Source organism: Mesorhizobium sp. ORS 3428 (assembly GCF_001854785.1).
In the GTDB taxonomy this organism is placed as follows: domain Bacteria; phylum Pseudomonadota; class Alphaproteobacteria; order Rhizobiales; family Rhizobiaceae; genus Mesorhizobium.
Map to the genome: position 1 here is coordinate 144,248 of NZ_MDFL01000003.1, position 18,446 is coordinate 162,693.

The window sequence follows — 18,446 nt, forward strand, 5'->3', positions numbered from 1 at the left end:
CCACGGCATGTCGCATTCGGTCTTGCTTACGGGTTTCCGTTGCGGTCATTATCTCCTCCAACAAGCAGAAACGACCATAAGGTCGGACCATCAGAGTGAGGAACCATAATGACAAACGAACTGGACTATCTCAGCCGCCGCGTCGCGTCCGGCAAGCTCAGCCGCCGCGACTTCCTCGGCCGCGCAGCAGCGCTCGGCGTCGCCGCACCCTTCGCCAACTCGTTGCTTGCCAGTGCTGCCCGCGCCGCCGGCCCGGTCAAGGGCGGGATACTTAAGGCCGGCCTGGTCGGTGGTGAATCCACCAACAGCCTCGACCCGGCACTGATGATGACGCAGGTGCCGTTCGCCTTCGGCAAATGCTGGGGCGAAATGATCGTCGAGCTTTCCCCCGACGGCAAGCTCGAGAACCGCATYGCCGAAGAGATCGGCTCGTCCAAGGACGCCAAGGTCTGGACGCTGAAGATCCGCGACGGCATCGAATTCCACAACGGCAAGACGGTCACCGCCGAAGACGTCGCCGCGACGCTCGAACGTCACTCGGACGAGAAGTCCAAGTCCGGCGCGCTGGGCTACATGAAGGGCATCGACACCATCAAGGTCAACGGCAAGGAAGTCGTGCTGACGCTCAAGGAGCCGAACGCCGACCTTCCGTACCTCCTCAGCGATTATCACCTGATCGTCCAGCCGAACGGCGGCAAGGACAAGCCCGATGCCGGCATCGGCGCCGGCCCCTACAAGGTCAAGGTCAACGAGCCCGGCGTGCGTCATGTCGGCGAGCGCTTCGCCAATTACTGGCAGGGCGACAAGATGGGTCATGYCGACCAGATCGAAGTCGTCGTCATCAACGACGCGACGGCGCGCACGGCGGCGCTRCAGGGCGGCCAGGTCAACATGATCAACCGCGTCGAGCCGAAGATCGTCGACCTGATCAAGCGCGTGCCGGGCGTCACTATCCGCAACCACTCCGGTCCCGGCCACTACGTGTTCATCATGCATTGCAACACGGCGCCGTTCGACAACAACGATCTCAGGATGGCGCTGAAGCTGGCAATCGACCGCGAGGAGATGCTGAGCAAAGTGCTGCGCGGCTACGGCYCGCTCGGCAACGACTTCCCGATCAACGCGTCCTACYCGCTGTTCACCGAGATCGAGCAGCGCAAATACGATCCCGACAAGGCCAAGTTCCACTACAAGAAGTCGGGCCACGATGGATCGATCCTGYTCCGGACCTCGGATGTCGCGTTCCCGGGCGCTGTTGATGCCGCGCAGCTCTATCAGCAGAGCGCCGCAAAGGCCGGCATCAAGTTGGAGATCAAGCGTGAGCCTGGCGACGGCTACTGGAACGAGGTCTGGAACAARCAGCCCTTCTGCGCCTCCTATTGGGGCGGCCGCTCGACCCAGGACCAGATGTACTCGACCGCCTATCTGTCGAGCGCCGACTGGAACGACACGCGCTTCAAGCGCCCGGATTTCGACAAGATGGTGCTGGCGGCGCGCGCCGAGCTCGACGAGGGCAAGCGCAAGCAGATGTACCATGACATGGCCGTCATGGTGCGCGACGAGGGCGGCCTGATCCTGCCGATGTTCAACCAGTTCATCGACGCCACGGGACCGAAGGTCGCCGGCTGGGTGGAGGATCCGCACCAGGAGCTGTGCAACGGCTACGCTTTGGCGAAGTGCTGGCTCGAAGCCTGAGCACGGCCTTGCGGAGATGTCCTCGCCCATCGTGAAACTGGTGGCCCAGCGCATTGCGCTGGGCATCCTCCTTCTGCTGGCCGTTTCGGTCCTGATCTTCGCCGGCACCCAGATCCTGCCCGGCGACGTCGCGCAAGCCATTCTCGGACAGTCGGCCACGCCGGAGTCGCTGGCCAACCTGCGCGAGCAGCTCGGGCTCAATCAGCCTGCCTATTTCCGCTACTTCCATTGGCTGGGCGGCGTGCTCACCGGCAACCTCGGCACTGCCATGTCGAGYGGGCAGGACATAGCGACATCTATCAAGGAACGGCTGTGGAACACGCTGTTCCTGGCCTTCTGGGCGGCGATCGTTGCCATTCCGCTGGCGATCACGCTTGGACTGATCGCGGTGCGCTACCGCAATGGTTGGGTCGACAAGCTGATCTCCGGCGTGGCGCTCGCCTCGACCTCGTTCCCAGAATTCTTCATCGGSTACCTGCTGGTCTTCTACTTCGCGGTCCAGCATCAATGGTTCCCCGCCATCTCGACCGTTTATGACGGAATGTCTTTCGGAGAACGCTTGCAGGCGATCGCGCTGCCGGCGGYGGCACTGACATTGGTGGTGCTCGCCCACATGATGCGCATGACGCGCGCGGCGATCCTCAACGTCATGCAGTCGGCCTATGTCGAGACGGCGGAACTCAAGGGCCTTTCAGCCTTTGCGGTGATCCGCAAGCATGCCTTCCCGAACGCGATCGCGCCGATCATCAATGTCGTCATGCTCAACCTCGCCTATCTCGTGGTGGGCGTCGTGGTCGTCGAAGTGATCTTCGTCTACCCGGGCATGGGCCAATACCTCGTCGACCATGTCACCAAGCGCGACGTGCCCGTGGTGCAAGCGGTCGGCCTGATCTTTGCGGCCGTCTATATCAGCCTCAACATCATCGCGGACATTGCGGCGATCATTGCCAATCCGCGGCTCAGGCATCCGAAGTAAGGGGGCGGCGATATGCTCGACATCGGACGCATCCCCATCGCGGCGCTGATCGGCATTGTGCTGACGACGCTCTTTGTGCTGGCGGCGATCTTCGCGCCATGGATCGCCCCGCACGGCAATGCAGAGATCGTCAGCGACGTTCCCTKGGAGCCGATGTCATCATTGCACTGGCTGGGCACCGACAATCTCGGCCGCGATCTCTTGTCGCGCATGATCTATGGCGCCCGCATCACGCTGTTCATCGCGGTGCTGGCGACTGCGCTGTCCTTCTCTCTGGGCGCCATCCTGGGCTTCTCCGCGGCCGTTTTCGGCGGCTGGTTCGACACGATCCTGTCCCGCCTCGTCGACCTCCTGATGTCGATACCGACCCTGATCATGGGCCTGGTCGTTCTGTCTGTCCTGCCGTCCAACCTGGTGACGCTGATCCTGGTCATGGGCATCCTTGATTCGACGCGCGTCTACCGCCTCTCGCGCGCGGTCGCCGTCGACATCAACGTCATGGACTATGTCGAGGCCGCCAAACTGCGCGGCGAAGGCAGCGGCTGGATCATCTTCCGCGAGATCCTGCCCAATGCGCTGTCGCCGCTGGTCTCCGAACTCGGCCTGCGCTTCATCTATGCCGTGCTTTTCCTGTCGACACTTTCCTTCCTCGGCCTCGGCGTGCAGCCGCCGGATTCAGACTGGGGCGGCATGGTGAAGGAGAACAAGGACGGTATCGTCTTCGGCATTCCGGCGGCGCTCATCCCGGCCGCGGCGATCGCGGCGCTGGCGATCTCGGTCAATCTCGTCGCCGACTGGGTGYTCAACCGCACGACCAGTCTGAAGGGAGGACGCGGCTGATGGCTGACGGCAAAGCGAAGTCCACCCCTCTCCTCGACATCCGCAATCTGCGYATCGAAGCGACTGTCTACCCGCCAGGCGAGGCGCCGAGGACCATCACGCTTGTCCACGACGTCTCGCTGAAGCTGGAAAAGGGCAAGGTGCTCGGCCTGATCGGCGAATCCGGCGCCGGCAAGTCGACGATCGGCCTGTCTTCCATGGGCTACGGCCGCGGCGGCGTGCGCATCACCGGCGGCGAGGTCATCCTCAACGGCCGCGACATACTGAAAGGCGGCAAGGAAGGCTTCCGCAGGTTGCGCGGCCGCGAGGTCTGCTATGTCGCCCAGTCGGCGGCGGCGGCCTTCAATCCGGCGCACCGGCTGATGGACCAGGTGGTGGAGGCCTCGCTCCTGCACGGCACCGCAACCCGGGCCGAAGCCGAGAAACGCGCCGTGGCGCTGTTCAAGAAGCTCAGCCTGCCCAATCCCGAAACGATCGGCCAGCGCTTTCCGCATCAGGTGTCGGGCGGCCAATTGCAGCGCGTGATGACAGCGATGGCGCTCTGCTCGGAGCCGGACCTGATCGTCTTCGACGAGCCGACAACGGCGCTCGACGTGACAACCCAGATCGACGTGCTGTCGGCGATCAAGGATGCCATCCGCGACACCCATGTGGCGRCTTTATACATCACCCACGACCTTGCCGTCGTGGCGCAGGTATCGGACGAGATCATGGTGCTGCGTCACGGCCGGCTGGTCGAATGGGGCGGCACGCGCCAGATCATTAAGGAGCCGCGCCAGGAGTACACCAGCGCGCTGGTGTCGGTGCATGAGATCGAGCATCAGGAGCAGCAGCCCGGCACGGCGCCGTTGTTGTCAGTAAAGAACGTGACGGCCGCCTATGGCGGCGGCCATATCAAGGTGCTGAAGAACGTCTCGGTCGACATCTATCCGGGCCAGACGCTGGCGGTGGTCGGTGAGAGCGGTTCCGGCAAATCGACGCTGGCGCGCGCCATCACCGGCCTCTTGCCGCCCGAGCAGGGCAGCGTCGTCTTCGACGGCCGCACGCTTGCCAAGCGGCTGGCCGACCGGCCGAAGGAAGATCTGCGCCAGCTGCAGATGATCTACCAGATGGCCGACGTTGCGATGAACCCGCGCCAGACCGTGGGCACCATCATCGGCCGGCCGCTGGAATTCTATTTCGGCATGAAGGGCCGCGAACGCGACAAGCGCGTTRCCGAGCTGCTCGACGAGATCGAGATGGGCAAGGGTTTCATCGACCGCTATCCGGCCGAGCTTTCCGGCGGCCAGAAGCAGCGCGTCTGCATTGCCCGCGCGCTCRCCGCCAAGCCGAAGCTGATCATTTGCGACGAGGTGACGTCGGCGCTCGATCCGCTGGTCGCCCACGGCATCCTCAAGCTTCTGCTCAACCTGCAGCAGATCGAGAAGGTGGCCTATCTCTTCATCACCCACGACCTTGCGACGGTGAAGTCGATCGCCGATTCGATCGCGGTCATGTTTCGCGGCGAGGTGGTCCGCTACGGGGCCAAAAGCAGCGTGCTGACGCCGCCCTTCGACGCCTATACCGACCTTCTTCTGTCGTCCGTTCCTGAAATGGAGATCGGCTGGCTGGAGAAGGCTATCGCGGGCCGGCGCATGGAAAGCGCCGGCAATTAGGCTGGCTTCCTCTTCTCTGCACTTCTGGGACTTGGCCTGATCGGCCAAGCTCTCGATGCTGACCTCTCCCGCAAGAACGCATGGAATTGCCCGTGGCGCTCAAATCCAAACTGCTGCTCATCATCCTCGACGGCGTGCCCTACCGGAACTGGCGCCGGCTGATGGGTAATCTCGAAGGCTGGGTGCAGTCGGCCGAGGCGCAGGTGTGGAAGATGCGCTCKGTGCTGCCCTCGACATCGGCCTGCTGCTACGCGTCGATCCATACCGGTGTCTCGCCGCAGGTGCACGGAATCCTTTCCAACGAGAACCGGTTCCGGGTCGAGCAGCCGGACATCTTCTCCGAGGTCAGCAAAGCCGGCGGCAAGACCGGCGCGGTCACCCATTCCTACTGGTCGGAGTTCTTCCGCAGCTTTCCGTTCGATCTCGTCGAGGACATGGAGTTCGACGAGCCGGGCGGGCCGATCACGCATGGCCGTTTCCACACCATGACCGGCTACAATCTCAAGAACCAGATGACGCCGAGCGACGTCGACCTGTTCGCGACGCTGACGATGCTGACCAGGCGCCACAGCATCGACTACGGCATCCTGCACACCTGCACGCTGGACTCGATGGGCCATCGCTTCGRCCATGACTGCCACGAAATGGATCATGCCTGCTACGCGATGGACGGCATGCTCGCCGCCTTCCTGCCCGACTGGCGCCAAGCCGGCTACGAGGTGATCGTCACCGCCGACCACGGCCARACGAACCGCGGCCATCACGGCGGCCACGACGACGACATGCAGGATTTCGCGCTCTATTATTTCGGCCCGGGGAAGGGACCCCAGGCCGACACGCTACTCGACCAGCTGCAGCTCGCGCCGACGGTGCTGAGCCGGCTTGGTGTGGAAATACCGACGACGATGAAGGCGAAGCCGKTTTTGGAGTGAAGCGAGCGGCACCCACGCTCGCGCCCCTCTCCCCGTCCTTCACGGGGAGAGGGTAGGGGTGAGGGGCAGCGCCAACGTGGAACGCAATCGCAAACGCCGGCGCCGCCCCTCATCCGCCTGCCGGCACCTTCTCCCCGTCTAGACGGGGAGAAGGGCGAACCTCTGGCAACCTCCCCTTTCTTCGGTTAGCCTCCAAAAATCCTTGGCGGAGGGTGAACCTTTTTGGACCGATCAGCGACAGAGCCACGAGGAGCCAGGCGGCTCGACCGGCCATGAACGCCGCGACGGAAACCGATCGCGCGCTGGTAGACCGGGTCGCGAAGGGCGACCGRGCCGCCGTGCGGCTCCTGTTCATGCGTCACCACGCGCGGATCTACCGCTTCGTGGCGCGCCAGACGGGATCGGAAATGATGGCCGACGATATCACCAACGAGGTCTTTCTCGAATTATGGCGCCAGGCGCCCAGCTTCGAGGGCCGTTCGGAGGTCTCGACCTGGCTGCTCGGCATTGCGCGTTTCAAGGCACTGTCCCTGCTGCGCAAGAAGAAGGAAGACTGGATCGACGACGACGATGCGGCGCAGGTTCCCGATGCCGCCGACACGCCCGAGGTCGTCACCATGAAGGAAGACAAGGCCGCCGCCCTGCGGCGTTTCGTCGACGCCCTGCCGGAAGAACACCGCACGGTGATCGACCTTGCCTACTACCATGGACAGTCGGTGACCGAGATCGGCGAAGTGCTCAATATCCCGGTCGCGACGGTCAAGACGAGGATGTTCTACGCCCGCAAGAAACTCGGCGAAGCCCTCAAGGCCGCCGGTTACGACAGGGGGTGGCCATGAGCGCTGCTGAAAAGATGTCGCGCCGCGACGAGATGGAGACGCTGCTGCCGTTCTACCTGAACGGCTCGCTGGAAGGCGCCGAATTGGAGGCCGTCGAGGAGTGGCTCGCCACCGATCCGGCGGCGCTTGCCGCCCTTGGCGAGGCGGAAGCCGAATTCTCCGGTACCGCCGCCGCCAACGAGGCGATCCGCCCTCCGGCCGATGCGCTCTCCCGCTTCGCCAGGGCGCTCGATGCCGAGRCCGGCCCGGTGCGCGCGCCTGCCGGCCAATCGTGGCTCACCAGGGCCTTCGGCCGGCTGACGGCAATGCCCGCCGGCGTCGCCTGGGCGGCCGCCGCAGTGCTGCTTGCTCTTATCGTGGTGCAGTCTTTCGAGCGGCCGGGCGACAAGGGCAACGACTTCGAGATCGCCGGCCAGCAGGACGATCTGGCGAAGCTGCCGTTTGCCCTGGTCAAGTTCAAGYCGGACGCCAGAGTGGCGGACATCGCCRCCTTCCTTGGCCAGAACGGGCTGAAGATCGCCGGCGGGCCGACGGCCGACGGCGTCTTCCACGTCACCATCCCGGCCAATACAGCGGCCGACTACGACAAGCTCGTCGGCCTTATTGCCGCCCAGCCTTTCGCGGAAGCGGTGGTGCAGGGAAGGAAACCGGTCGATGGCGGCTAAGGCAGTCATTCTTCATGYGGCGATCCTTGCGGCGGCGGCATTTAGCGCCTCGCCAGYCTTGGCGCAGACCAACGATCCGAACCTTTCGCAGAAGCAGATTGACTGCCTCAATGGCAGGACGGCGGCCGGCGCCGATTGYGACAAGGACAGCGGCTCCAGGAATGGTGGCGGCAAGAAGGGCGACAAGTCGGGCACAGGCACCGCTGCCGGCGGCGCCGTGTTGCTGCCGGCGCTGATCGTTGATCTGTTTCCGAACCCGCCGGCAAGTGCTGCGCCGCCAAGGCCGCCAGCCGGAGCCTCGCCGCCAAGCGGCCCGACGAGCACGCCGCCGCCCACGCCCCCGCCGAGCGGGCCTGTGACTCCACCCACCGGGCTCAATATGGCTGAGCCGCCGCGCGCGGTCAGCGGCGAGTTCGTGCCCGACGAGGTGCTGGTGACGGTGAACGGCGATGCCGGCGCGGTGCAGCAGATCGCGACCACCTTCGGCCTGCAGGTGCGCTCGCAGCGCCAGTCGCGGCTGCTCGGTAGCACGCTGGTGCGCTATGGCATTCCGGACGGCCGACCGGTCGGCGTGGTGCTGGCGCAGCTTGCCGCCGACGGCCGCACGCAGCGTCGTGAGCCCAACCACATCTATTCGCTGCAGCAGGCGGCAGGCATCGTCAACTATGCCTTCGAGCGCATCGCGCTCGATGCCAAACAAGCGAGCGGCGAGAATGTCCGGGTCGGCGTCATCGACACCGGGATTGACGATACCAACCCGGCGCTGGCCGGCGTCATCGCCGAGCAATACGACGCCATGCCGAACGTGCCGATCGAGAAGCGCGACCACGGCACCTCGGTCGATGGGCTGATCGCCGGCGTCGGCGCGCTGGAGGGCATGGCGCCAGGCGCCAAGATCTACCATGCGCGCGCCTTCGAGGGCGGCAAGTCGACCATGGACGTCATCCTGTCGGCGCTCGATTGGGCGGCTAGCCAAGATGTGCGCATCATCAATATGAGCTTCGTCGGCCCGAAGAACGACCTGCTCGGCACCGCCTGCCGCAATGCGCGCGCTCTCGGCATGGTGCTGGTCGCCGCCGCCGGCAACAACGGACCGAAGGCGCCCTATGGCTACCCCGCTGCCTTCGACGGCGTCATCGCGGTCACCGCGACCGACGCCAAGGACGGGTTGATGCCGCAGGCCAATCGCGGTCCTTATGTCTTCATCTCGGCGCCAGGCGTCGAAATGGTGGCGCCGAGCGGCGCCGGCTCCGATATCGTGACCGGCACCTCCTTCGCCGCCGCGATCGTATCCGGCRCCATCGCCAATCTCATCCATGCCGCGCCCGACCGCTCGGCCGACGATATCGTGAAGGCGCTGGCGGCAACCGCGAAGGATCTCGGCCCGGAGGGGCGGGACAATGATTTCGGCTATGGATTGCTGGATATCAAGGCGGCGGGAGCGGCGAAGGAGTAAGCGCTGATATCTGGGGCGTTGCCGGGACAGCACCCCTCTGGCCTGCAGGTAGAGGGAGTGTGACGGAACTCGACGGCGAATGTTGTATTCTCGATTGGCTCGCCCGTTGCTACACGATCCCCTACACAGGCGCGCCGGCAACCGATCCCCTCACCACAAGGTCGACCGGCCAGACCTCGCCGCGGGCGCCCTCTTCCAGCCCCGATATCCGCGCGGCCAGGCGTTCGGCGACGCGGGCGCCGGCAAGGCGGATCGAGGAGCGCGTCGTCGACAGCGGCACCGGAAAGTTTTCCGGCCGCAGCCAGGGGAAAACGTCGTCATGGGCGACCAGCGACAGGTCGCCAGGAATGGTGCGGCCGAGATCGCGCACGGCGCGGACGACGCCGAGCGCCATGATCAGACTGGAGCAGACGATTGCGGTGGGCGCCTCGTCCTGCTCGAGCAGGCGGCGCGCGGCACGGTAGCCGTTTTCCTCGGTCATGGTCAGCGAACAGACGTGACGCTCGCCAAGTGTGAGCCCACTTGCGGCAAGCGCGCGGCGCACGCCGCGCTCGCGATGGATGGCGAACGTCTCGCGGTCGTCGCCGTTGATCAGCGCCAGCCGCTTGTGGCCGAGTTGGACGAGCAGCCTGGCCGCTTCATGGAAGGCCCCCTCATTATCGATGTCGAGATAGGGATAGTCGAAATCGAAGCCCTCGCTGCGGCCGTGGACGATGAACGGGATGCCCAGCGTGCTGACCAGCGCGAGGCGCCGGTCCGCCGGCCGCGGCGAGGAGATATAGACGGCGTCGACCTGCCGGTTGGCGACGATGCGGCGGTAGGTGGTTTCCTGGTCGTCGGCATCGGCGGGCGAAAGCACGAGGTCGAGCTCGTGCGAGCGCGCATAGTCGCCGAGACCGGAAAGGAACTCGACGAAATGCGGATCGATGTCGACGGCGTTGCCGGTCGGCAGCACATAGCCGATCATTCCCGACTTGCCGGTGGCCAGCCGCCGCGCGCTGGGATTCGGCCGGTAGCCATGGCGCTTGGCGGCATCCATCACGCGGCGCCGCGTCTCCTCGTTGACCTCGGGATAGCCGTTCAGCGCCCGGCTTACCGTGGTTTGCGAAAGCGACAGCATGTGCGAGAGTTGCTTGAGGTTCATCGGAGGCCTCCAGCCTCAAAGCGCTTTAAAATTGAATCGATCCGATGACGGCTGACGATACCACTTAGGCAAGCCGACCTTAGTGGCGGCTCACGGCAGATTGAAGCAAAAATTGCTGCTGCGGCGCCAAAAAAGCATGCTGCAGCGCACTTTTTAATCCTTCAAGCGGAAGTTTAAATCGATTAATACTGCAACCCTCTTGACTTCCCGTCAATTCAATGGCGAGATCAAAAAAGCCAAAGCGCTTTGGAAGACTCTTCGAAGGTTGCGGTTGCCCTCTCGCTGAGTCACGGTTCCGCGGGCGTCGGCGGACGAGATGGAGGTCTCGTCCGAACTGTTTGACCACTGGGAGGAATTGCCATGAAGAAAACGCTTCTCTTGGGCGCCGCTTTCGCCGCGCTCGCCTTTAGCCTGCCGGCGCAAGCCGAACTGAAGTTCAAGCCGGGTGAGGACCCGCGCTTCCACTGGGCGAATTATGACGAGCTCAAGAAAGTCGACCTCAAGGGCCAGACGCTGACCATCTTCGGGCCGTGGCGCGGCGAGGACGAGGCGCTGGTCCGCTCGGTGCTCGACTATTTCGCCGAGGCCACCGGCGCTGAGGTCAAATACTCCTCGTCCGAAAACTACGAGCAGCAGATCGTCATCGACACCCAGGCCGGCAGTCCCCCCAACATCGCCATCCTGCCGCAGCCGGGCCTCATCCAGGATCTTGCGTCCAAGGGCGTGTTGACCCCGCTGGGCGACGACGTCGCCCAGTGGGTGAAGGAGAACTACGCCGCCGGCGACTCCTGGGCCAAGCTCGGCACCTACACCGGCAAGGACGGCAAGGCGGCCTTCTACGCCTTACCCTACAAGATCGACGTGAAGGGGCTGGTCTGGTACTCGCCCGACAATTTCCAGGAGGCGGGCTACAAGGTACCCAAGACGCAGGAGGAGCTCGCCGACCTCGAAAAGAAGATCATCGCCGACGGCGGCAAGCCCTGGTGCATCGGGCTCGGTTCCRGCGGCGCGACCGGCTGGCCGGCGACCGATTGGGTCGAAGACATCATGCTGCGCACGCAGCCGCCGGAAGTCTACGACAAATGGGTGAAGAACGAGATCCCGTTCACCGATCCGGCGGTGGTCAACGCCCTCGACATCTTCGGCAAGATCGCCACCGACGACAAGATGGTGGACGGGGGTGCCAAGGCGGTCGCGGCGATCGACTTCCGCGACAGCCCGAAGGGCCTCTTCACCGTGCCGCCGAAGTGCTACATGCACCATCAGGCATCGTTCATCCCCTCCTTCTTCCCCGAGGGCACGAAGCTCGGCCAGGATGCGGACTTCTTCTACTATCCGCCCTTCGCCTCCAAGCCGGAACTGGGCACGCCGCTGGAAGTGGCCGGGACCCTGGTGATGATCACCAAGGATTCCAAGGCATCGCGCGAATTCATCAAGTTCCTCCAGATGCCACTCGCGCATGAATTGTGGATGGCGCAGAAGAGCTTCGTCACCCCCTTCAAGGCGGCCAACAAGGAAGCCTATGGCAGCGAGGCGCTGAAGAAGCAGGGCGAGATCCTGGTCGGGGCGACGACCGTGCGCTTCGACGGTTCCGAYCTGATGCCCGGCAAAATCGGCGCCGGCTCCTTCTGGACCGGCATGATCGATCTGGTCGGCGGCAAGTCCRCCCAGGACGTCGCCAGCGACGTCCAGAAGAGCTGGGACGCGATCAAGTAGGCCGCGCTGGCGGCCTGACGTTGAAGCATTAGACCTTACTGGTCCTCATACAGGATCCGGGCCACGGCCCGGATCCCGCCGGCGGCACGCCGGAGGCCTTCGCGTTCCGAATAACCGAAAGTCGGTGCATCCGATCGCCAGCAGTGCCTGGCCGGTCATGCGCAGGGAGAGGGACCCATGGCGGCTCAGATTTTCTCGGCCATATTCGTCATCAYCATCGGCKTCGGCGGCTGTGTCGCCTATTTCTGGGGCGCCAACAAACTGCTCGATCTCATCTTCCCTTCGCGCGGGGTTTCCGGAACGACCGCCGTCGACAATCTGCGCCGGCAGGGGCTGGTACGGYCATGGCTGTTCGTCGGCCCGGCGCTCATCATCCTCACCGTCTACCTGATCTATCCGGTCGTCGAGACACTGCGGCTCTCCTTCCTCGACCGTGGCGGGGTGAATTTCGTCGGCCTCGCCAACTACGAGTGGGCTTTCGGCGACCATGATTTCCGCAGCTCCATCCTGAACAATGTGCTTTGGCTGGCGGTGGTGCCTGCCGCCTGCACCTTCCTCGGGCTGATCATCGCCGTGCTGACCGACAAGATCTGGTGGGGCACGATCGCCAAGAGCCTGATCTTCCTGCCRCTGGCGATCTCCTTCGTCGGCGCCAGCGTGATCTGGAAATTCATCTACGAGTATCGCGGCCAAGGCCAGGTCCAGATCGGCCTGCTCAACGCCATCATCCAGCATTTCGGCGGCCAGCCGCAGGTATGGATATCGCTGCCGTTCTGGAACAACTTCTTCCTGATGGTGATCCTGATCTGGATCCAGACCGGCTTTGCCATGGTGATCCTGTCGTCTGCGCTGCGCGGCATTCCTGAGGAAACGCTCGAAGCCGCCGTCATCGACGGCGCCAATCCGTTCCAGATCTTCTGGAAGATCATGGTGCCGCAGATCTGGGGCACGATCGCCGTGGTCTGGACCACCATTACCATCCTTGTGCTGAAGRTGTTCGACATTGTGCTGACGATGACCAACGGCCAATGGAACAGCCAGGTGCTTGCCAATCTGATGTTCGACTGGATGTTCCGCGGCGGCGGCGATTTCGGCCGCGGCGCCACGATTGCCATCATCATCATGATCGCGGTCATTCCGATCATGGTCTGGAACATCCGCCAGGCCAACAAAGAGACCGGAGGGCACTGAGATGACCGCCAAGACCGGAAAGTCCTTTACCGGCCGCTTCGGCGTCCACGTCGCGGTGCTCGTCTTCGTGGTAATCTGGACCATCCCGACGCTCGGCATTCTCGTCTCGTCGCTGYGCGACAAGGACCAGATCATCGCTTCGGGCTGGTGGAATTCCTTCGCCAGTTCCAGCCAGACCGAGGCCGGACGGCTGCCGGCCGCCTCGGCGCAGGTGCAAAAGGACGGCAAATACGTCATCGAGGGCAACATTTTCGGCGACGGGGCCAAGCGCAACATAAGCGCCTTCGGCGTCAAGTCGTCGGCGCCGACGCAATACACGGCCGGCACGGCGGCCGATCTCGGCGACGGCGTCACCTTGCAGATGAATGCCGACGGCAGTTTTGYGCTGACCTCGCCGAAGGCCTTCGAAGGCGACCGCGGCCAGCGCGTCTATTTCGCCTCGTCGGCGCCTCCGAAATTCACCACAGAGAACTATAAGAACGTGCTGTTCTCGGAAGGCATCGGCCGCTCCTTCATGAACTCGCTGACGGTGACCATTCCCTCGACCGTCATCCCGATCCTGATCGCCGCCTTCGCGGCCTATGCGCTGGCCTGGATGCGCTTTCCCGGCCGCGCGCTCCTGATCGCCGTCATCATCGGCCTGCTTGTGGTGCCGCTGCAGATGTCGCTGATCCCGCTGCTCAAGCTCTACAACGGCGTCGGCGCCTTCTTCGGTGTGCCGTCGAAGACCTATCTCGGCATCTGGCTGGCCCATACCGGCTTCGGCCTGCCCTTCGCCATCTACCTGCTCAGGAGCTATATCGCCGGCCTGCCGCGCGAGATCATGGAGTCGGCGCGCATCGACGGCGCCAGCGACTTCGAGATCTTCGTCAAGATCGTGCTGCCGCTGTCGTTCCCGGTGCTGGCATCCTTCGCCATCTTCCAGTTCCTGTGGGTATGGAACGATCTCCTGGTGGCGATGGTTTTCCTCGGCACGGCGCCAGACCAGATCGTGCTGACGGCCAAGCTCAACGCGCTGCTCGGCTCGCGCGGCGGCAATTGGGAGATCCTGACGACATCGGCCTTCGTGACCATCATCGTGCCGCTGATCGTGTTCTTCTCGCTGCAACRCTATTTCGTKCGCGGGCTGCTTGCCGGCTCGGTGAAAGGAGGCTGAAACAATGCAATCGGCTTTGAAGGCGACTTTGAGACCAGACCCCGCCGTCGACCGCGACTGGTGGCGGGGCGCGGTGATCTACCAGATCTATCCACGCTCCTACCAGGACTCGAACGGCGATGGCATCGGCGACCTGAAAGGCATCGTGCAGCGCTTGCCTTATGTCGCCTCGCTCGGCGTCGACGCCATCTGGATCTCGCCCTTCTTCAAATCGCCGATGAAGGATTTCGGCTACGACGTCTCGGATTATYGCGACGTCGACCCGATGTTCGGCACGCTTGCCGATTTCGAAGCTCTGGTGGCGGAAGCCCATCGCCTCGGCCTCAAGGTGATGATCGACGARGTGCTGTCGCACACTGCCGACATCCACCCCTGGTTCAAGGAAAGTCGCTCCAGCCGCAGCAATCCCAAGGCCGACTGGTATGTCTGGGCGGATGCCAAGCCCGAYGGCACGCCGCCCAACAATTGGCTGTCGATCTTCGGCGGCTCGGCCTGGCAGTGGGACACCAGCCGCCAGCAATATTACATGCATAATTTCCTGGCCGAGCAGCCCGACCTCAACTTCCACAGCAGCGAAGTTCRGGATGCGCTGCTCGACATCACGCGCTTCTGGCTGGAGCGCGGCGTCGACGGCTTCCGCCTCGACACCATCAACTTCTACTTCCACAGCCAGGGGCTGGAGGACAATCCGCCGCTGCCGCCGGAAGAACGCAACGACCAGACGGCGCCGGCGGTCAATCCGTACAACTACCAGGACCATATCTACGACAAGAGCCGGCCGGAGAATCTCGGCTTCCTCGAGCGCTTCCGCGCGCTGCTCGACGAGTATCCGGCGCAGGCCGCCGTCGGCGAGGTCGGCGATTCGCAGCGCGGGCTGGACGTGGTGGCCGCCTATACTGCCGACGGCAAGCGCGTGCATATGTGCTATTCCTTCGAGTTTCTGGCGCCGGAAAAGATCAGCGCCGCCAAGGTGCGCACGGTGCTGGAGGCATTCGGCCGGGTCGCCATCGACGGCTGGTCCTGCTGGGCCTTCTCCAACCATGACGTGATGCGCGTGGCCTCGCGCTGGGCCGCCAACGAGGCGGACCCGAGCGCCTATCTCAAGGTGATCTCGGCGCTGTTGATGTCGCTGCGCGGTTCGGTCTGTATCTATCAGGGCGAGGAGCTCGGTCTCGGCGAGACGGAGCTCGAATACGAGGATCTGCAAGACCCCTACGGCATCCGCTTCTGGCCGGAATTCAAGGGCCGCGACGGCTGCCRCACACCGATGGTATGGGAAGCTGCCGCCAAGAATGGCGGCTTCTCGTCCGCCAAGCCCTGGCTGCCGGTGCCGGGCAAGCATCTTTCGCAAGCGGTGAACGTGCAGCAGGGCGACCCGAACTCGCTGCTCGAACACTACCGGCGCTTCCTCGCCTTCCGGCGCCAGCATCCAGCACTTGTCAAGGGCGACATCGACTTCATCGAAAGCGACGGCGACACCGTCGCCTTTACCCGAAGCGAAGGCAATGAGCGCATTGCCTGCGTCTTCAACCTGGGCAGCAAGCCTGCCGAAGTCGATCTCGGCAAGGCCTCGCGGCAGCCCTTGCCGGGACATGGCTTTTCGGGACAAGCTGGYACCGGGCCCATCCGCCTCGGCGGCTACGGCGCCTGGTTCGGGCGTATCGACTGAGCTTGCGACAGACAATCACTGGGAGGACGAAACCATGGCCGATGTCACGCTGAACCAGGTACAGAAGTCATACGGCAATCTCAACATTCTCCACGGCATCGACCTCGAGATCAAATCGGGCGAGTTCATCGTCTTTGTCGGGCCGTCGGGCTGYGGCAAGTCGACCTTGCTCAGGTCGATCGCCGGCCTCGAGGAGATCACCTCCGGCGTGCTCAAGATCGACGGCGAGGTGGTGAACGACGTGCCTCCGTCGAAGYGGGGCATCGCCATGGTGTTCCAGTCCTACGCGCTCTATCCGCATATGACGGTCTACGACAACATGGCCTTCTCGATGAAGATCGGCAAGGAAAGCAAGGCCGAGATCGACAAGCGCGTGCGCCAGGCGGCCGAGATCCTGCAGCTCACCAAATATCTCGACCGCCTGCCCAAGGCGATGTCTGGCGGCCARCGCCAGCGCGTCGCCATCGGCCGCGCCATCGTGCGCAATCCCAAGGTGTTCCTGTTCGACGAGCCGCTGTCCAACCTCGACGCGGCGCTGYGCGTCGCCACCCGCATCGAGATCGCCAAGCTGAAGGAGCAGATGCCGAACACGACGATGATCTACGTCACCCACGACCAGGTCGAGGCGATGACGCTGGCGGACCGCATCGTTGTGCTGAAGGAAGGCCGGGTCGAACAGGTCGGCACGCCGATGGAGCTCTACAAGCGCCCGGGCAATTTGTTCGTCGCCCAGTTCATCGGCTCGCCGGCCATGAACATTTTGCCGGCGAAGATCGAGAAGGCCGGCAACCCGACCGTGGTGAGYCATGTCGGCGACCGCAAGGCGACGGTGCCGATCGCGACACCCGCTTCGGCGAACGGCGCGGCGGTGAGCTTCGGCGTGCGGCCCGAGGATCTGGCGATCGCAACCGGCACGGACTACCTGTTCGAAGGCAAGGTGGACTATATCGAGCAGCTCGGCGAGGTTCAGCTTGTCTATGTCGATATCGGCCGCGCCGACCTGCCGCTTGTGGCCAAGCTGCCGGGCAATGTCGAAGTCAAGCGCGGCGAGACCTTGCGGCTGAACGCCAGCGCCGGGGACCTGCATATCTTCGATGCCGACGGCCACTCCTTCACGCTGCGTCGGGAGGAAGCCAAGGCTGCCTGAGGCCGGCGGTCTTCGTTATCCCCGGATGTGTCGGCACGATAGGATTTCCCATGACCCGCGATCAGATGCTCGCCCACCTCCGATCCGCCGACGCGGTCGCCCGCGAAGCGGCGGCGCATGGGCATCATCCGTTCGGTTGCGTGCTGGTCGGGCCGGACGACCGCGTGCTGATGCGGCAAGGCAACCTCGACATAGTGCGCCATGCCGAGACCGAGCTCGCCCGGCGCGCCGCGGCTGCCTACGAGCCGGAGTTCCTGTGGCAGTGCACGCTGGTCTCGACCTTCGAGCCGTGCGCGATGTGTGCCGGCACGATGTACTGGGCAAACATCGGGCGGCTGGTCTACGGGGTCGAGGAAACCAGGCTCCTGGCGATCACCGGGGATCATGCGGAGAATCCGACGATGAGCCTCTCTTCGCGCACCGTATTCGGGTCCGGCCAGAAAAAGATCGAGGTCTTCGGCCCCTTCCCCGAAATCGCGGACGAGCTGATCGGACCACACCGCGATTTCTGGAAGCGCTGACGCGTGGCTGAGAGGCAAGGACGGCGTCCGCAACGATCCCGGGCACGACGCTTCCCCGGACAAACAAAGGAGCGGCGGGCTTGGCCCGCCGCTCCCTTGCGTATGAACTGCCAGCGGCTGTTAGCGGCCGAACAGGTTGCGGTCGCTGCCCTGCTGGGCGTTGTGYACATCGCCCGAGGCGTTCAGCAGCTTGTAAACCGGCGAGCCGGTGCCGATCGACGACGTACGCGAGGTATCGACCGCCGGGGCCTGCTGGCTGGCACCATTGGCGCCGTAGTTGTCGCTGGCCGCCAAAGCGGCGCTGGAGAGGGCCAGAACGGCCGCCGTGGCAAGAACGATCTTCTTCACTTTCAATACTCCTGAGTTCCTGGGCGTCGCGTCGAAACCGATTCGAGCGACGCGCTTTAAGTCGTTGTTTTCATGGATGTCGCTTTCCCAAAACCGCTGCAGGGTTTGGAGACATGCATCAGGAGGCGGCGGGCGGACCCGCCGCCTCTCTCCGTTCGACCATGCCCGTCACATGCGGATCATGATCGGCAATCGGCTGTTAGTTGTTGCCGAAGAGGTTGCGGTCAGCGCCCTGGGTTACGGGCTTCTGAGCGGCCGTATCCGACTTGTGGACCGAAGCGGTGTAGGAGGTGTCGACCGCAGCGGCCGGCTGATTGGCGCCGTTGGAACCATAGTTGTCGCTCGCGGCGAAGGCGCTGCCGGAAATGGCCAAAAAGGCTGCGGCAGTGAGAACAATCTTTTTCATTTTTAGTACTCCAGTATCTTTTTTCCGTCCGTCTAGCGGCGTGTCTTGGGAATGAAATCGCGTCGTTCGGACCGCCCCGATGTGGGTTAG

17 protein-coding genes are annotated in these 18,446 nt (G+C 63.9%); 14 read left to right on the top strand and 3 right to left on the bottom strand.

Going from position 1 to position 18,446, the window contains the following annotated elements:
* Window positions 1-108 precede the first annotated feature (108 nt).
* The 8 genes from ORS3428_RS03090 (at window position 109) to ORS3428_RS03125 (ending at window position 9,058) form a co-directional block, all read left to right on the top strand.
* Window positions 109-1,695, top strand: a complete 1,587-nt coding sequence (locus ORS3428_RS03090) for an ABC transporter substrate-binding protein (protein WP_071094405.1) — start codon at window positions 109-111, stop codon at window positions 1,693-1,695.
* 16 nt (window positions 1,696-1,711) lie between these two features.
* The gene (locus ORS3428_RS03095; protein WP_071094407.1) at window positions 1,712-2,671 is read left to right on the top strand and encodes an ABC transporter permease; all 960 of its coding nucleotides are present in this window, start codon (window positions 1,712-1,714) and stop codon (window positions 2,669-2,671) included.
* Between the two features lie 12 nt (window positions 2,672-2,683).
* Window positions 2,684-3,511: an ABC transporter permease gene (locus ORS3428_RS03100; RefSeq protein ID WP_071094408.1), complete on the top strand. Its 828-nt coding sequence runs from the start codon at window positions 2,684-2,686 to the stop codon at window positions 3,509-3,511.
* Complete coding sequence (locus ORS3428_RS03105) at window positions 3,511-5,166, top strand: ABC transporter ATP-binding protein (protein ID WP_071094411.1); 1,656 nt, start codon at window positions 3,511-3,513, stop codon at window positions 5,164-5,166. The genes ORS3428_RS03100 and ORS3428_RS03105 overlap by 1 nt, the downstream gene beginning before the upstream one ends.
* A gap of 92 nt (window positions 5,167-5,258) precedes the next feature.
* Complete coding sequence (locus ORS3428_RS03110; RefSeq protein ID WP_108722961.1) at window positions 5,259-6,098, top strand: alkaline phosphatase family protein; 840 nt, start codon at window positions 5,259-5,261, stop codon at window positions 6,096-6,098.
* A gap of 272 nt (window positions 6,099-6,370) precedes the next feature.
* Window positions 6,371-6,937 carry a sigma-70 family RNA polymerase sigma factor gene (locus ORS3428_RS03115; RefSeq protein ID WP_071094415.1) on the top strand — a complete coding sequence of 189 codons (567 nt, stop codon included), beginning with the start codon at window positions 6,371-6,373 and terminating at the stop codon, window positions 6,935-6,937.
* A complete protein-coding gene (locus tag ORS3428_RS03120; RefSeq protein WP_108722962.1) occupies window positions 6,934-7,602 on the top strand; it encodes an anti-sigma factor in 669 nt (222 codons plus the stop codon). Before ORS3428_RS03115 ends, ORS3428_RS03120 begins: the two co-directional genes overlap by 4 nt.
* Window positions 7,592-9,058, top strand: a complete 1,467-nt coding sequence (locus tag ORS3428_RS03125) for a S8 family serine peptidase (protein WP_071094419.1) — start codon at window positions 7,592-7,594, stop codon at window positions 9,056-9,058. The genes ORS3428_RS03120 and ORS3428_RS03125 overlap by 11 nt, the downstream gene beginning before the upstream one ends.
* Before the next feature lie 121 nt (window positions 9,059-9,179).
* Here the strand turns inward: ORS3428_RS03125 and ORS3428_RS03130 are convergent, their stop codons facing one another.
* Window positions 9,180-10,202, bottom strand: a complete 1,023-nt coding sequence (locus ORS3428_RS03130; protein ID WP_071094421.1) for a substrate-binding domain-containing protein — start codon at window positions 10,200-10,202, stop codon at window positions 9,180-9,182.
* 360 nt (window positions 10,203-10,562) lie between these two features.
* On the opposite strand from ORS3428_RS03130, the gene ORS3428_RS03135 reads away from it, so the two are divergent.
* The 6 genes from ORS3428_RS03135 (at window position 10,563) to ORS3428_RS03160 (ending at window position 17,602) form a co-directional block, all read left to right on the top strand.
* Window positions 10,563-11,918 (top strand): ABC transporter substrate-binding protein, encoded by a 1,356-nt coding sequence (locus ORS3428_RS03135; RefSeq protein ID WP_071094423.1) that lies wholly within the window; start codon window positions 10,563-10,565, stop codon window positions 11,916-11,918.
* 177 nt (window positions 11,919-12,095) lie between these two features.
* Entirely contained in the window at window positions 12,096-13,109 is a 1,014-nt protein-coding gene (locus ORS3428_RS03140) for a carbohydrate ABC transporter permease (protein WP_071094425.1), read from the top strand.
* 1 nt (window position 13,110) lies between these two features.
* Complete coding sequence (locus tag ORS3428_RS03145) at window positions 13,111-14,265, top strand: carbohydrate ABC transporter permease (RefSeq protein ID WP_071094427.1); 1,155 nt, start codon at window positions 13,111-13,113, stop codon at window positions 14,263-14,265.
* 4 nt (window positions 14,266-14,269) lie between these two features.
* Window positions 14,270-15,934: a beta-galactosidase BglA gene (gene bglA, locus ORS3428_RS03150; protein ID WP_071094429.1), complete on the top strand. Its 1,665-nt coding sequence runs from the start codon at window positions 14,270-14,272 to the stop codon at window positions 15,932-15,934.
* Between the two features lie 34 nt (window positions 15,935-15,968).
* A complete protein-coding gene (locus ORS3428_RS03155; protein ID WP_071094431.1) occupies window positions 15,969-17,081 on the top strand; it encodes an ABC transporter ATP-binding protein in 1,113 nt (370 codons plus the stop codon).
* A gap of 50 nt (window positions 17,082-17,131) precedes the next feature.
* The gene (locus ORS3428_RS03160) at window positions 17,132-17,602 is read left to right on the top strand and encodes a nucleoside deaminase (RefSeq protein WP_071094434.1); all 471 of its coding nucleotides are present in this window, start codon (window positions 17,132-17,134) and stop codon (window positions 17,600-17,602) included.
* Between the two features lie 120 nt (window positions 17,603-17,722).
* On the opposite strand, the gene ORS3428_RS03165 is transcribed toward ORS3428_RS03160, so the two are convergent.
* Together ORS3428_RS03165 and ORS3428_RS03170 are read right to left on the bottom strand one after the other, a co-directional pair.
* Entirely contained in the window at window positions 17,723-17,950 is a 228-nt protein-coding gene (locus ORS3428_RS03165) for a DUF680 domain-containing protein (RefSeq protein WP_071094436.1), read from the bottom strand.
* 199 nt (window positions 17,951-18,149) lie between these two features.
* Window positions 18,150-18,356: a DUF680 domain-containing protein gene (locus ORS3428_RS03170; RefSeq protein WP_071094437.1), complete on the bottom strand. Its 207-nt coding sequence runs from the start codon at window positions 18,354-18,356 to the stop codon at window positions 18,150-18,152.
* Window positions 18,357-18,446: the final 90 nt, after the last annotated feature.

Coding starts and splice junctions, on each gene's coding strand:
- ORS3428_RS03130 (WP_071094421.1), bottom strand. CDS start 10,202: ATGAACCTCAAGCAACTCTCGCACATGCTGTCGCTTTCGCAAACCACG.
- ORS3428_RS03160 (WP_071094434.1), top strand. CDS start 17,132: ATGACCCGCGATCAGATGCTCGCCCACCTCCGATCCGCCGACGCGGTC.
- ORS3428_RS03170 (WP_071094437.1), bottom strand. CDS start 18,356: ATGAAAAAGATTGTTCTCACTGCCGCAGCCTTTTTGGCCATTTCCGGC.